The organism is Thalassobaculum sp. (genome assembly GCF_040219215.1).
Classification (GTDB): domain Bacteria; phylum Pseudomonadota; class Alphaproteobacteria; order Thalassobaculales; family Thalassobaculaceae; genus Thalassobaculum_A.
This window is the reverse complement of record NZ_JAVJSX010000024.1, coordinates 49,668-62,890: the sequence shown is the minus strand read 5'-3', so window position 1 is coordinate 62,890 and position 13,223 is coordinate 49,668. Positions and strand designations below refer to the sequence as shown.

Below are 13,223 nucleotides of genomic sequence, written 5' to 3'. Positions count from 1 at the left end.
CGGGCAAGGGCAATCCGGCGATCGTATCCCGTAACACTGGAGTTTCCGTCCGCGTGGCTGCACCCTAGGGGCAGGCGAGCCGGCCGATCCGGGACCGGCCGATCGAGCGGGGGGGTCGAGTCATGTGCCATCACTGTGTCGTCGAATCCGTCAAGCGCCGCATGCTCAGCCGGCGCGACATCTTCAAGGTCACTGCGGCCGGAGCTGCCGCCGCGGCCGTCGGGACCGCCGCGGGGGCGTCGCCCGCCCTGGCTGCCGGGACGGGCCAGGTCGAGGACATGACCCATGAGCTGCATCCGGCGTTTCCGACCTATTTCGGTGAATCGCAGTTCGCGACCGAAGAGAAGTTCAGCTTCGACAAGAACGGCTTCAACCTCAGCGTCATCACGGTGAACGAGCACACCGGAACCCATGTCGACGCGCCGCTGCACTTCTCGAAGGACGGCCAGAGCGTCGCCGAGATCCCGGTGGCGAACCTCGTGGTGCCGCTCGCGGTGGTCGACATCCGGGCCAAGGCATCCGCCGACCCCGACGCCCAGGTGACGCCGGAGGACATCAAGGCCTGGATCGCCTCGAACGGCCCGCTGCCGGACAAGTGCTGCGTCGCCATGAACTCTGGCTGGGACAAGCATGCTGCCACCGACAAGTTCCGCAACGTCGGCGCCGACAAGAAGATGCACTTCCCGGGCTTCCACCCCGAGGCCACCAAGATGCTGATGGAGGAAAGCTCGGCGGTCGGCATGGCGGTCGACACGCTGTCGCTCGACTTCGGGCAGTCCGGGGACTTTGCGACGCACTACGCTTGGCTGCCGAGCAACCGCTGGGGTGTCGAGTGCATCGCCAACCTGGACAAGGTGCCGGCCAAGGGTGCGACCCTGGTCGTCGGGGCGCCGAAACATCGCGGCGGCTCCGGCGGACCGGCCCGGGTATTCGCGCTGGTGTGAGGCTGTCGCTTCACCGTTAAGGGCGGAGAAACCACCCGCGCACCATCACCCGGGGCCGATACGAGGGCCAGACCAGGACTGCCTTGAAGTGGCTTTCCGCATATCAGAGCGGCGGCGTCGCGTTGCGCACGATCATCTGACCGGCGGCCGTGCCGGTGGTCGACCGGGCATCTGGCGAAGCGTGTCGATCCGGCTTTCGCACCATCAACCGACGCGACCGAAATCGGCCATCAATTCTGTGTCTCGACTACGCGGTCGATTTGAAGAGCGACACTCTAAACTTGCAATAAGCCAATTTTACAAATTTTTAATATTGATTGGAAAGAAAATGTTTCGAAATTACCGATAAAAAGAGCGCCATCTGAAGAGTGACACGTGCGCGCAGCGCATGCTGCGACGGTTCAAATCGAGGAGCGCTCCCATGCTGAAGAAACCTCTCTCGTTCCTGGCTTTCGCACCCTTCCTGCTGACCGGCGGCCCGGTCCCGGCGAGCGCGGCGCAAATCAGTCAAAGCAATTTTGAACCTGATGCAAAAGAAGAGACTGACGAGATCTCGATCCCGACGCTGATGTACCGTCGCGATTCCGTTAAGGGGTTCTTTTGTCGCCATGACTAGGGCGTTGGCGTGAAGCAGCGCCAGAGGGCGCTTGATTTCGCGCCATCGGAATCTCTGTAATGAACAAAGAGAGTTTTCAAGATTCGGTTAGACCGACAAATCCGTGTACTAGCAACACTTGAACGGGACGTTGCGTCGACCCTGAACAATGGAAATTGAGCGACGCACTAGCCTCCGATGGTGCTAGGGCCGTTGTTCAATTCATCCTCACTAGGGAAAGCCTCGAACAGGCGTTGGCTGAAGCGAGTCAGGTCGCGGGCCAAGGTCTGACACTCGGTTCCGTCATCGAGAATCTGCTGTGCGGTAAACTTTGATGGATTGAGTTTGTGCCGGGTCCGGTTGTTGATGGTGTCCATCTTGGCAAACGTGAATGCGTGATTTTCTCGCTCGTAGCCGGTGACGCATCCGTGCACGAGCATGTGCCGCGTGTCCTTCACAGCGTTCACTCTATTGAGCAGTTGGTCGCCTTCCGTGCGATATAGTGACAGCGCGCCGATCTGCTTGATGCACCGACGAAGAAATTTGACCTTGCGACCGATAGCGCTTGGGATCTCTCGTTCTATGTGTTTGCCCCCGGCGTTTTGGTAGATCGTCGCAATGCATGTATCCACTGCGACCTCAACAAACGCCCAGTTTACGACCACATGGCCGACAGCGCCGCATAGAGCTTCAACAACGTCACCGGGGATTCGCCCGTTCATGACTGACTCCAAGGACGACAAGCGGGCCGAGGACGATCCTCGGTTCAAGAAGGTGGGCAGAAACCTGTTGCGGACCACGCTGAAGCCGCATAAGGACGAAGAACCAAAGCATCCTCCGAAGGTCCAGGAGCGTCGCGAAAAGTAGACCTCGGCCAGCTTGCGCTGACCGAGGCTTAGCGATCTCATCCGGGACCGCCACAATGCGCGTTGCGCTTGAGGATGATCGCCTTGTGCTCCAGCCCGACACGTCGGGTCAGGTTGCCGAGGTGAGGCGCCGATTGACGGCGCAGGCTTCGGTGCGGTTCACCACTGAAGGTTGGTGTCGAGCCAGTCGTTCACAGCCTTCGAGCCTTGCCCGGAATACGGTCGCCGAAGGCTGATCACATAGAGAGTGTCGTCACCGTCGAGATGCTTGGACAGGTAGTTGTAGACGGCTTCGGGCGTCCCGTCGGAGACAACGGCATATGACGATTCGGACAGGCACGCCCAGTTGTCATACGCCTTAATGTCCTTGACGATCTTCGGGCGCACGGTCTCGTTATTCAGGTCGTAGGTGATTAAATAGACTGCCATGTGACTAACCCTTTCATGGGCTTGAAACTGGGCCGTCCAATTGACTTTGCTTGCGACTCAATAGAAAGTCACTGTCGCTTCTCAAGAGCATGTTCCCGGACGGCCGACCGTTTAGGAACCGGCGGCCCGGGGCTGGCAGGCCCCGGTGTCCGCTTTGGTCAATCTTACGATTCGGCGGATTTGCCGTACTGTCGTCAAGCATTTAATCTAAATCTTCCTCACACGAAGGCGCAGAGCCACTATCGCTTGCGTCGCTGCTCGCGATGGTGGTCCCAGCGTAAGAGCGACTCGACCAGTTTTTTTTAACTTTTGATCTGTGATTCGCCCGCTGCTGTTATGCCCCGAGACCAGTCCGTCGATAGGTCAGACGTTTGCCTTCGGCTCCCTTGAGGGCGCCGCGGGCACGCTCCATGTATATAGCCGCTGCGCCACCCCCAACGTGACAAGCGCTCCGACCGACGACCGGAAGGCGGATCTGACCCTTCATGAACAGGAACCGCATCGACCTCGGCAAGCCGATCCGGATGTGATCGGCACTCTTGCCGGCTCGCCACCCTGCTGACATCTGGCCCGGACTCCATCAGGATCGGACCAATGAGGATCGTGGTCGTGTTAAGGCCGCGACGAGAACAGGGGAGGAAACATGGGCCGTTTCCACGAGGTCTACCGCCGCTCTATGGCGGATCCGACGGCGTTCTGGGCCGAGGCCGCGGAGGACGTGGCCTGGACCAGACGTTGGGACCAGGTCGTCGACGACTCCCGTCCGCCGTTCTCGCGCTGGTTCGTCGGCGGCGAGACCAACACCTGCTACAACGCGATCGACCGCCATGTGGAGGCGGGGCGTGGCGAGCAGCCGGCGCTGATCCACGACAGCCCGGTCACCGGCACGGTCGCCACCTACACCTACCGCGAGATGCAGGAGCGGATCGCCCGGTTCGCCGGCGCCCTGCGCGGGCTCGGCGTCGGTTACGGCGACCGGGTGATCCTGTACATGCCGATGATTCCCGAGGCGCTGGTGGCGATGCTGGCGACCGTGCGGATCGGTGCCGTGCATTCCGTGGTGTTCGGCGGGTTTGCCGCCAAGGAACTGGCGACCCGGATCGACGATGCCACGCCGAAGGTCATCGTGTCGGCGTCCTGCGGAGTCGAGGGCCAGCGGGTGCTGGCCTACAAGCCGCTGCTCGACCGGGCGATCGAACTGGCGGCCCACAAGCCGCAGCATTGCGTGATCAAGCAGCGCCCGCAGGTCGAAGCCGAGCTTGCGCCGGGCCGCGATGTGCTGTGGGAGGACGCGGAAGCTGCTGCCCCGCCTGCCGGCTGCGTGCCGGTCAAGGCGACCGATCCGGCCTACATCCTGTACACCTCCGGCACCACCGGTCAGCCGAAGGGCGTGGTGCGACCGACCGGCGGCCACCTGGTCGCGCTGAAGTGGTCGATGAAGAACATCTACGACGTCGACCCCGGCGACGTGTACTGGGCGGCGTCCGACGTCGGCTGGGTGGTCGGTCATTCCTACATCGTCTACGCGCCGCTGTTCCATGGCTGCACCACCGTGCTGTACGAGGGCAAGCCGGTCGGTACGCCGGATGCAGGTGCGTTCTGGCGGGTGATCGCCGACCACAAGGTCAAGGTGATGTTCACCGCGCCGACCGCGATCCGCGCCATCAAGAAGGAGGATCCGGACGGCAAGCTGCTGGCCAAGTACGACATGTCGAACTTCAAGGCCCAGTTCCTGGCCGGCGAGCGCTGCGATCCCGACACCCTGAAGTGGTGCCAGGACAAGTTGAAGGTTCCGACCGTCGACCACTGGTGGCAGACCGAGACCGGCTGGCCGATCGTCTCCAACTGCCTGGGCATCGAGGAACTGCCGTACAAGCCGGGCTCGCCGACCCATCCGGTGCCGGGCTGGGACGTCCAGGTGCTGGCACCCGACGGTTCGGCGGTGAAGCCCAACGAGATCGGCGCCATCTCGATCAAGCTGCCGCTGCCGCCGGGCGCCCTGTCGACCTTGTGGAACAACGACGACCGGTTCGTGACCAGCTACATGACCGAGTATCCCGGTTTCTACCAGACCGGCGATGCCGGGGTGATCGACGACGACGGCTACCTGCACGTCATGACCCGCACCGACGACATCATCAACGTCGCCGGACACCGGCTGTCGACCGGCGGGATGGAGGAGGTGCTGGCCAACCACCCGGACGTCGCGGAATGCGCGGTGATCGGGGTGGCCGACGCGCTCAAGGGCCAGGTGCCGCTCGGCTTCCTGGTGCTGAAGGACGGGGTCAACAAGCCGCACGAGCAGATCGTGGCCGAGGTGGTGACGATGGTGCGCGAGCGTATCGGTCCGGTCGCCGCGTTCAAGGTGGCGACGGTGGTCCAGCGCCTGCCGAAGACCCGCTCGGGCAAGATCCTGCGCCGCACCATGCAGAAGATCGCCGACGGCCAGGACGTGGCCGCCCCGGCAACCATCGACGACCCGGCGATCCTGGGCGAGATCGCCCAGTCGCTGCAGACCGTCGGCTATCCGCAGAAGGGATGAAGAGCATGCGCCTGCAGGGCAAGGTCGCCGTCGTTACCGGGGCCGCACGGGGAATCGGTGCCGCCATTGCCGAGCGGTTCGCCGCCGAGGGGGCCAAGGTGGTGGCCGCCGACATGGACCCGCTGGCCGGCGACGAGACCGTCGGCCGGATCCGCGCGGCCGGCAACGAGGCGCGGTTCGTCGCCTGCGATGTCACCAGCCGCCAGCAGGTGGCGTCCCTGATGGATCGAGCGATCGAGGCCTATGGTTCGCTCGACGTGGTGGTGGCGAACGCCGGCATCATCCACAACACGCCGTTCCTGGAATTGGACGACGCCACCTTCGACCGGGTGATCGCGGTCAACCTGAAGGGGGTGTTCTACACCGGCCAGGAGGCGGCCCGGCGGATGGTCGACCGCGGGATCCGCGGCATCATCGTGAACACCGCCTCGGTCAACGCGGTGATCGTGCCGCTGGGCCTGGCCGCCTATAACGCGTCGAAGGGCGGGGTGAACCAGTTGACCAAGACCATGGCGGTGGAACTGGCGCGCCACGGCATTCGGGTCAACGCCATCGGTCCCGGCAGCGTGGCGACCGACCTGTTCCGTTCGGCGATGCTGACCGACCCGGAGGCGATGGACCGGGTCCGCAGCCGCACCCCGCTCGGCCGCCCGGCCGAACCGTCGGAGATCGCCGGCGCGGCGCTGTTCCTCGCCACCGACGACAGCGCCTACTTCACCGGCCAGACCATCTACCCCGACGGCGGCAGGCTGGCGCTCAGCCAGGTGATGCCGAAGGAGTAGGGGCAGCATACCACCACCGGCACTCCGTTTTGGTGGTAAAAGGTTTTCAAAGACCTACTGTGTGGTAATTTCAGCGGATCGCTTGGCGGAGGCATTTCTATGGATTTGCTTATCACACAGGAAGAAATAGAAGATCTACCGGAGAATCCACGGGAGCGATTTGTCCAGATAGAGCAAATTTGTCGAAAACGGTACTATGAGCAAATCAGTAATGAAGAAGAGTGGGGTGTTGTTCAAGATGCTCGACTGCGTTATATGACTTCAGTGGTTTCTGCGGCAAAATATTTGAATATTGTACCTATTTCCAACATCGAAATGCCTCGTCGAAGCAATTGGAACGATCACGCTTTTGATGATTTTGTGTCTGACCTCAGCTTTTATACGATGCAACTTATGTTGGAAGGAGCAGATCGCAAACTCCGAACAGCGATATTTTTAGAAGGAGCGACACGCGATCGACTTCGGACGCTCACAATTCATCTTCGTGAAGAAGTTCGTAAACTCAATTTGCCGCCAGCTCGAATCGATAAACTCATCAGGCAAGTTGACAAATTCGAGAGTGATCTTGATTCCCGCAATTTAACATTCATTGCGGTGGGCGTGGTCACACTTGCAGTCGCAGGTGCCATTGCAGATGTCGGTGGAGCCGCAAGTGCAGTTCGTGAGCTGGTTAACAAGATTGAAGAGACAGTTGGCCAAGCTAAAGAAGAGCAAGATCGAGACGCGGCGAGTCGAATGATCGAAAACCATGAAGTCCGGCAACTGATGCCGCCTCGTACTCACGAACCATTGCCCTCGCCACAAGAGCCGGCGTCTCTTGACGACGAGATCCCGTTCTAATGCACGCTTCGGAGCGGGCCGATAAAGTCGACCTGCGTTTCGGGGGAGCAGAAATAACTGTCTGAACTGTGATTATCACATAGTCAGTTTCTGTCTGGCCAATCCCAAACTGTCCGAGCATGTCGTGCCGTGTCGACGCTACATCAGCAAATGACAACCCCAAAAGGACCGTTGCGGTTAATCGGCGTTTGTTGAACGCTGGACCAAGACCGGATTCATCTGGGTCCCGCTCTTAAATTGTCTTCCGGTACAGCAGGAAGTCCGTCAGGTCGGCCACCTGGTCGTAGAGCTTTCGGGCGGTGTCGTTGTTCTCCTGGGTGTTCCAGTAGACCCGGGGCGAGCCGGCCGCGGCGGCGCGGTCGTACACCGCTTCGATCAGGGCGCGGCCGACCCCGTGGCCGCGGGCGTCCGGTGCCGTGAACAGGTCCTGCAGGTAGCAGGCCGGGCCGAGCATCGTGGTGTTGCGGTGGTAGATGTAGTGCACGAGGCCAAGCAGGCGGCCGTCATGCTCGGCGACCATGGCGTGCATCGGCTCGTACGCGTCGAAGAAACGCGCCCAGGTGGTTCGCGTGACCTCATCGGAGACCGCTGTGGGGCCGGTGCGCTTGTAGAAGGCGTTGTACCCGGCCCACAGGGCCTGCCACTGCTCGAAATCGGCCTTCCGGACATCCCGGATGATCGGTTTGCTGGTCATCGATGCGTTTCCCGATGTGTGCTGCTGACGGTGACCAACCTAGGGCTGGCGATTGGCCGGCGTATACGGCCGGTCGGCGTGCGATCCATGCGTCCAAATCTCGTGCCGCAGCTGCACCGACGGTACACACGCATGGCATGAAGAGGATGGACAATCCGGCGTGACAAGTGCCGGCGGTCGGGTGAACACTGCGCGCCATGCACATGCGCGGAGGCTGTGACCATGCGAACCGGAATGCCAACGGCTTGGTGGCAGCAGTACTTTCCCGATCTGGTGCCGTTCATGCTGACCGTCGGCCCCTATCTGCCGTTTGCCTGGTGGGTGGTCTGGTCGGTGGCGTTTGCCGTCGGAAACTACTTTCTTGCCCGCCGGCTGGGCGGTCGCCCGTGGCTGTGGGCGCTCCTGACGCTGCTTCCGGTCGTTGGCTTGTTCTTCCAGCTGTATGTTGGCTACAAGGCCCTGTACGCGATCCTGGACCGGGTCGACGTCCTGCGGCAGGTACGCGAGCGGATCCGAAGCTGAGCTTGGTCCATTGGCCGTTCCGCGGTTGGCTCTAATCGGATGGCCTCTGTTGTGGCATCCGGAGAGTCCAAATACCCGTCGACGGAGCCTCCCATGACTGCCCGCACCAACGATCACGGCCAGCCGATCGGTTTTGCCGTACCGGACTGGAAGCCGTGCGCCCGGCCGGCCCGCTCCGCGATGGTCGGGCGCAGCGTTCGGCTGGAGCCGTTACGGGTCGCCGACCATGCCGAGACGATGTTCGAGGCGGTGTCGGCCGATGACGGCAGCATGTGGACCTATCTCGCGATCGGTCCGTTCGACGGCGACCGGGCCGGCTTCGACGCCTGGCTGGCCAAGTGCGAGGCTAGCGAGGACCCGCTGTTCTACGCGGTGGTCGAGCAGGCGACCGGCCGCGCGCTTGGATACGCCAGTTACCTGCGGATCGAACCGGCCGTCGGGGTGATCGAGGTCGGGCACATCACCATGTCGCCGGCCCTGCAACGCACGGTGATGGCGACCGAGACCATGTACCTGATGATGGCCCGGGTGTTCGACGAACTCGGCTACCGCCGCTACGAATGGAAGTGCGACAGCCTGAACGCGCCGTCGCGCGCCGCGGCCAAGCGGCTCGGCTTCCAGTACGAGGGGCTGTTCCGGCAGGCGACCCTGTACAAGAACCGCAACCGCGACACCGCGTGGTTCTCGATCCTCGATACCGAGTGGCCGGCGTTGAAGACGGCGTTCACGCGCTGGCTCGACCCGTCGAATTTCGACGGGCAGGGACGGCAGAAGCAGAGCCTGTCGGAGCTGACGGCCGCCGCCGCATCGGGGTGACGCCTCCGGCGGTGTTCCGCCGTGCGGCGTTCAGCCGCATGGCGGTTGCTGCGATCGCCACGACGTAAATTGCAGGAATCGGGGAACGGCCATGGCCAAGGCGCGTGGCGCCTGAGGAGGATACATGGCAACGACGGCACCGTATTCCGGCCGTCATGGCCAGGATCACTTCCACCCGGCCGTCTACCGGACGATGGCGGCCTTTGCGATTTTGATGATTACCGCGAGTTGGGGCTTTCTCGGCGATGGTGGCCTGACGGCCTACCTGCTGGCCATCGTCAGCGGGTTCGTCCTCGCAACGCTGGCTCTACCGTACGTCCTGCGCCGAATCCGGTTGCAAGACACGCGACCATGGCGCGGCAGCGAGCCGCCGGCGGTTACCGGGCAATCCTTCAAGGACTGGGAAGCTGAGGAGTTTCACGCCGACCGGAGCCGGATCAGCGGCAAGCAGGCGATGATCCAGGCCGTGCTGCCGATCGCCGCGGTCGGAATCGGCATGCTGCTGTTTGCCATCGCAATGACGCTGGCAACCGGGGATGCGCCGGGCTGAACCGGACGCTTACGGCAGTTCGCTGATCGACTCGAGCTGTTCCTCCGGCGGTACCTTGGTGCCGCCGGCCTTCTCGATGGCGGCATCCAGGTCGCGCTGGCTGCACAGGCCGAGGAACACCGGGTGGCGCGGCTGGATGTTCGGGCTGTTCCAGTGGGTGCGCTCACGGATCTTGTTGATGGTGTCCTTGGTGGTGCCGATCAGGCGCGCGATCTGCGCGTCCTTCAGTTCCTGATGGTGCTTCACCAGCCAGGCGATCGCGTCCGGCTTGTCGCCGCGCTTGGCGATAGGGATGTATTTCGGACCCTTGGTCTTATCGATCGGCTTCGGCAGGTCGCTGGTCGCCATATGCAGGCGGGCTTTCGGGTCAGCCTCGCACCGCGCGATCTCGGCGCGCGTCAGCTGGTTGGCCAGTACCGGATCAAAACCCTGGATGCCGGCAGACACTTCACCGTCGGCGATCGCCTGGACCTCCAGGGGGTGGAGACCGCAGAACGCGGCGACCTGCTCGAAAGTCAGCGCGGTATTGTCGATCAACCACACGGCAGTGGCCTTCGGCATGTGCGGTTGCGCCATCGTGTTCTCTCCTCGACCGCGGCGTCACCAACGTCGACGCCCGGTTGCAGTCCAAGTGTAGGTGTCGGGATTCGCGTCCCTATATAGGGATTTCCATGCCGCCCGGCAAAGGTTTATGTGGCTTGGGCGCTCAGGCGTCGGCGGCGCACAGGGCGTGGTCCACTTCCAGAACCAGCTTGCCGATGACGGTGTCTCCGGCCAGCAGGGCGTGGGCCTGATCGACGTCTTCCAGGGCGAAGGTGGTGTGGATGATCGGCTCGATATCCCGGCGCGCGATCTTCGGCCACAGCTCGGCGTAGACCGGCTCGGCAATGGCCGCCTTCTGCACGGCGTTGCGTCCCCGAAGCAGCGATCCGGTCAAGGTCAGGCGCTTGCGGGCGACGGCTCGCATGTCCAGCTCCGCGGACGCTCCGCCGACGAAGCCGATGGTGACCAGCCGGCCTTCCGGAGCAAGGACTTCGATGTTCTTCGCCAGGTGCGAGGCGCCCACCAGATCCAGGACGATGTCGGCGCCACCGCACTGGGCGTTGATCTCGCCGGCCCAATCCTCGGTGCGGTAGTCGAACGCCCGTTCGGCTCCAAGCGACACGCAGGCGGCGCGCTTTGCCTCGGTTCCCGCCGTCGCAAAGATCCGGCAGTCGAGGGTGCGGGCCAGCTGCAGGGCCAGGGTGCCGATTCCGCTGGCGCCGGCATGCACCAGGATTGCCTTGGGGACGTCCAGCCCGCCTCGGGTGACCATGTTGTCCCAGACGGTGAATGCGGCCTCCGGCAAGGCCGCCGCTTCCACCATGTCCATATCCCCGGGCACCGGCAGAACGCATTGCCGGGGAGCGATCGCATAGTCCGCGTAGCCGCCGCCGGCAAGCAGGGCGCAGACCCGGTCGCCTGGCTGTGGTGCGGGAATCCGGGACTCCGGATCGAGGTCGAGCGGATCCCCGGGGCCGACCGCCTCGACGATTCCCGAGACTTCCAGGCCCAGAACGTCGGAAGCGCCCGGTGGCGGCGCGTGCCGGCCCTGGCGCTGCGCCAGGTCGGCGCGGTTGACCCCGGCGGCGACCACACGGATCAGGACTTCGTCCCGGCCCGGCTTGGGAACCGGCCGGCTGACCATGGTGACGGCGTCGTCGGTCGCGGTGACGGCACGCATGGTGTCGGGACGTGTCATGATCTGTGCTCACTGGTGATGATTGAAGGTGGCAAGTCGATCTACCATAGCTGCGCCGCTTCGGTCAGGCCCGCAGCGGCGAGGCAGACGAAGAAGTGGGAGAAGCGTCATGGATCTCGAGGATCTGGAACCGCGCAACCAGTCGAAGAAGCTCAAGGACCTGTCGAACTGGAGCTTCGAGGACCTGGAGGCCTACATTGCCGCGATGGAGGCAGAGATCGTCCGGGCGCGTACCGCGATCGCCCAGAAGAAGGGCGTCGCCTCGGTGGCGGACTCATTGTTCAAGCGATGACAACTGCGGGAATGTACGGTGGTGTTTGCCCTGGACATTCTTCCCGCTTTGACAGTATTGCCCCTCGTCGCGTCGCGGGCGATGCAGCGGCTTGACCGCCGCGGGGGTCCTCGCTAGCGTCGGCGCAAGCAAGTTGAGCAGGGAGCTCACGGCGAAAGCCCGGACGGGGCCGCGGAACACGCGGCCCCGTAACCGTGTCGGGGAATGGCGGTTTCGCGGAGACGAAACACCGGCCGCTTCGATAGACTGCCGGCCATCCGCCCGGCGGACATCAACAGCCACCAAGGAGCAGCGACCATGAGCACGGACGGCAACGTCTTCGGCTTCGACACGCTGAGTCTGCACGCCGGACAGCAGCCGGATCCGGCGACCGGCGCGCGGGCGGTGCCGATCTACCAGACCACCTCCTATGTGTTCCGCGATGTCGATCACGCGGCCTCGCTGTTCAACCTGGAGCGGGCCGGGCACATCTACTCGCGGATCTCCAACCCGACGACCGCCGTGCTAGAGGAGCGGGTGGCGGCCCTTGAGGGTGGGGTCGGTGCGATTGCGACCGCCAGCGGGCATGCGGCGTTGTTCCTGGCGATCTCGACGCTGATGGGCCAGGGCGGCCACATCGTGGCGTCCTCGGCGTTGTATGGCGGCAGTCACAACCTGTTCAGCCACACCCTGCCGCGTTTCGGAATCGAGACCACCAAGGTCCACCCGCGCGACCACGACGGATTCCGCAAGGCGATTCGACCGGAGACCCGGTTGGTGTACGGCGAAACCATCGGCAACCCCGGCCTGGAGGTCATGGACATCGCGGCCTTGGCCAAGATCGCGCATGACGCGGGTGTGCCGCTGCTGGTCGACAGCACGTTCGCCACGCCGCACCTGTGCCGGCCGATCGATCACGGCGCCGATCTCGTCCTGCATTCGGCGACCAAATGGCTTGGCGGGCACGGCGTGGCGATCGGCGGGGTGCTGGTCGATGGCGGCACCTTCGACTGGGAGGCTTCCGGCAAGTTCCCGACCCTGACCGAACCCTATGCCGGATACCACGGCCTCGACTTCGCAGAGGAGTTCGGCCCGCAGGCGTTCCTGATGCGCGCCCGCTCCGAAGGTCTGCGCGACTTCGGCGCCTGCATGAGCCCGGCCAACGCCTTCCACATCCTGCAGGGTGTTGAGACCCTGCCGCTGCGGATGGATCGACACGTCGCCAACGCCCGGGCCGTGGTGGCGTATCTGGCCGCCGCTGACGAGGTGTCATGGGTCGCCTATCCGGAACTGGACAGCCATCCCGACAAGGCGCTGGCCGCGACCCTGCTGCCGAAGGGGGCCGGGTCGATGGTGGCGTTCGGGATCAAGGGCGGTCGCGAGGCGGGACGCGCCTTCATCGAGCGGCTGCAGCTGTGGTCGCACCTTGCCAATGTCGGTGACGCCAAGTCGCTGGTCATCCATCCGGCCAGCACCACCCACCAGCAGATGGATGCGGCGACCATGGAGGCTGCGGGTTTGTCGGAGGATCTGGTACGGCTGTCCGTCGGCCTGGAGGATTCCAAGGACCTCATCGACGACCTCAAGCAGGCGCTGCGGGCGGCGGTTCGCGCCGTCAAGGCGGGTTAAGG

At 63.6% G+C, this 13,223-nt stretch carries 16 protein-coding genes; 11 read left to right on the top strand and 5 right to left on the bottom strand.

Annotated elements, in window-relative coordinates:
• Window positions 1-122 precede the first annotated feature (122 nt).
• A complete protein-coding gene (locus RIC54_RS17425) occupies window positions 123-944 on the top strand; it encodes a cyclase family protein (RefSeq protein WP_350089452.1) in 822 nt (273 codons plus the stop codon).
• A gap of 421 nt (window positions 945-1,365) precedes the next feature.
• The gene (locus RIC54_RS17420) at window positions 1,366-1,560 is read left to right on the top strand and encodes a hypothetical protein (protein WP_350089449.1); all 195 of its coding nucleotides are present in this window, start codon (window positions 1,366-1,368) and stop codon (window positions 1,558-1,560) included.
• A 167-nt stretch (window positions 1,561-1,727) separates the two neighbouring features.
• Here the strand turns inward: RIC54_RS17420 and RIC54_RS17415 are convergent, their stop codons facing one another.
• Window positions 1,728-2,261, bottom strand: a complete 534-nt coding sequence (locus RIC54_RS17415) for a hypothetical protein (protein ID WP_350089446.1) — start codon at window positions 2,259-2,261, stop codon at window positions 1,728-1,730.
• Here RIC54_RS17415 and RIC54_RS17410 point away from each other — a divergent pair.
• The gene (locus RIC54_RS17410; RefSeq protein WP_350089443.1) at window positions 2,260-2,406 is read left to right on the top strand and encodes a hypothetical protein; all 147 of its coding nucleotides are present in this window, start codon (window positions 2,260-2,262) and stop codon (window positions 2,404-2,406) included. The two genes, RIC54_RS17415 and RIC54_RS17410, sit on opposite strands and share 2 nt — an antisense overlap.
• A 158-nt stretch (window positions 2,407-2,564) precedes the next feature.
• Here the strand turns inward: RIC54_RS17410 and RIC54_RS17405 are convergent, their stop codons facing one another.
• Window positions 2,565-2,834, bottom strand: coding sequence for a hypothetical protein (locus RIC54_RS17405; protein ID WP_350089440.1), 270 nt, complete (start codon window positions 2,832-2,834; stop codon window positions 2,565-2,567).
• A 643-nt stretch (window positions 2,835-3,477) separates the two neighbouring features.
• On the opposite strand from RIC54_RS17405, the gene RIC54_RS17400 reads away from it, so the two are divergent.
• The 3 genes from RIC54_RS17400 to RIC54_RS17390 all read left to right on the top strand — a co-directional run bounded on the left by RIC54_RS17400 (window position 3,478) and on the right by RIC54_RS17390 (window position 6,998).
• On the top strand, window positions 3,478-5,376 hold the full coding sequence (locus RIC54_RS17400; RefSeq protein WP_350151253.1) for a propionyl-CoA synthetase: 1,899 nt from the start codon (window positions 3,478-3,480) through the stop codon (window positions 5,374-5,376).
• Window positions 5,373-6,158, top strand: a complete 786-nt coding sequence (locus tag RIC54_RS17395) for an SDR family NAD(P)-dependent oxidoreductase (protein WP_350089434.1) — start codon at window positions 5,373-5,375, stop codon at window positions 6,156-6,158. Before RIC54_RS17400 ends, RIC54_RS17395 begins: the two co-directional genes overlap by 4 nt.
• Window positions 6,159-6,257: 99 nt before the next feature.
• The gene (locus RIC54_RS17390; RefSeq protein WP_350089431.1) at window positions 6,258-6,998 is read left to right on the top strand and encodes a hypothetical protein; all 741 of its coding nucleotides are present in this window, start codon (window positions 6,258-6,260) and stop codon (window positions 6,996-6,998) included.
• Window positions 6,999-7,230: 232 nt separating this feature from the next.
• Here the strand turns inward: RIC54_RS17390 and RIC54_RS17385 are convergent, their stop codons facing one another.
• Window positions 7,231-7,692, bottom strand: coding sequence for a GNAT family N-acetyltransferase (locus tag RIC54_RS17385; RefSeq protein WP_350089428.1), 462 nt, complete (start codon window positions 7,690-7,692; stop codon window positions 7,231-7,233).
• 222 nt (window positions 7,693-7,914) lie between these two features.
• Between RIC54_RS17385 and RIC54_RS17380 the strand changes: the two genes are divergently transcribed.
• From RIC54_RS17380 to RIC54_RS17370, 3 genes are all read left to right on the top strand, one after another.
• A complete protein-coding gene (locus RIC54_RS17380) occupies window positions 7,915-8,214 on the top strand; it encodes a hypothetical protein (RefSeq protein ID WP_350089425.1) in 300 nt (99 codons plus the stop codon).
• A 93-nt stretch (window positions 8,215-8,307) separates the two neighbouring features.
• Window positions 8,308-9,030, top strand: coding sequence for a GNAT family N-acetyltransferase (locus RIC54_RS17375; RefSeq protein ID WP_350089421.1), 723 nt, complete (start codon window positions 8,308-8,310; stop codon window positions 9,028-9,030).
• 124 nt (window positions 9,031-9,154) lie between these two features.
• On the top strand, window positions 9,155-9,580 hold the full coding sequence (locus tag RIC54_RS17370; protein WP_350089418.1) for a hypothetical protein: 426 nt from the start codon (window positions 9,155-9,157) through the stop codon (window positions 9,578-9,580).
• Between the two features lie 9 nt (window positions 9,581-9,589).
• Here the strand turns inward: RIC54_RS17370 and RIC54_RS17365 are convergent, their stop codons facing one another.
• Together RIC54_RS17365 and RIC54_RS17360 are read right to left on the bottom strand one after the other, a co-directional pair.
• Complete coding sequence (locus RIC54_RS17365) at window positions 9,590-10,156, bottom strand: DUF1013 domain-containing protein (RefSeq protein WP_350151251.1); 567 nt, start codon at window positions 10,154-10,156, stop codon at window positions 9,590-9,592.
• Between the two features lie 130 nt (window positions 10,157-10,286).
• Window positions 10,287-11,321 (bottom strand): NAD(P)H-quinone oxidoreductase, encoded by a 1,035-nt coding sequence (locus tag RIC54_RS17360; RefSeq protein WP_350089412.1) that lies wholly within the window; start codon window positions 11,319-11,321, stop codon window positions 10,287-10,289.
• A 109-nt stretch (window positions 11,322-11,430) separates the two neighbouring features.
• Between RIC54_RS17360 and RIC54_RS17355 the strand changes: the two genes are divergently transcribed.
• Together RIC54_RS17355 and RIC54_RS17350 are read left to right on the top strand one after the other, a co-directional pair.
• The gene (locus RIC54_RS17355) at window positions 11,431-11,613 is read left to right on the top strand and encodes a DUF1192 domain-containing protein (RefSeq protein WP_350089409.1); all 183 of its coding nucleotides are present in this window, start codon (window positions 11,431-11,433) and stop codon (window positions 11,611-11,613) included.
• Window positions 11,614-11,910: 297 nt separating this feature from the next.
• Window positions 11,911-13,221, top strand: a complete 1,311-nt coding sequence (locus RIC54_RS17350; RefSeq protein WP_350089406.1) for an O-acetylhomoserine aminocarboxypropyltransferase — start codon at window positions 11,911-11,913, stop codon at window positions 13,219-13,221.
• The last annotated feature ends 2 nt before the right edge of the window (window positions 13,222-13,223 follow it).